Genomic DNA, 576 nt, shown 5'->3' with positions numbered 1-576 from the left:
GTCTCTTCCTTAGTCGTTACAACTGGGGCTACTACTTTCTTAGTTCCAACTTCGACAACTTCGTCTACTGCTGGAGTGGTGATTGTGTTTGATTTCTCAACTCGACCTGTTTCAACGCCGTCTGTGTAAGTGACTGTGTAAACAATGGTACGAACACCTTTTTGGCCAGCTGTTTTCACTCGGCGAGTTCCTTCTGGAAGATCTGGATTTGTTACTTCCTTAGTTTGGAAAGCAACTTCTTCTGTCTTGGTCTCTTCCTTAGTCGTTACAACTGGGGCTACTACTTTCTTAGTTCCAACTTCGACAACTTCGTCTACTGCTGGAGTAGTGATTGTGTTTGATTTCTCAACACGACCTGTTTCAACACCATCTCTGTAAGTCACTGTTTCAACAATGGTACGAACACCCTTTTGACCAGCTGTCTTCACTCGGCGAACACCTTCAGCTAAGAGTGCATTTTCAACCTCACGAGTCTGGAAGGCCACTTCTTCAGTTTTGGTTACTTCCTTAGTCGTTACAACTGCTTTTGAACCGGTATAAGTAATCTTGTTTTTGGCTGCTTTCTTGGTCTTGCGT

The 576-nt window shown here is 43.9% G+C and carries 1 protein-coding gene; it reads right to left on the bottom strand.

From position 1 onward, the window contains the following. The coding region (locus M1F63_RS10120) for a G5 domain-containing protein (protein ID WP_247941334.1) at positions 1 to 576 on the bottom strand (576 nt) is incomplete at both ends.

It is taken from the genome of Streptococcus oralis (assembly GCF_023109155.1).
GTDB classification, from domain to species: Bacteria; Bacillota; Bacilli; order Lactobacillales; family Streptococcaceae; genus Streptococcus; species Streptococcus oralis_BZ.
Note: the sequence above shows the minus strand (reverse complement) of the source record. Positions and strands in the feature narration are given on the sequence as shown.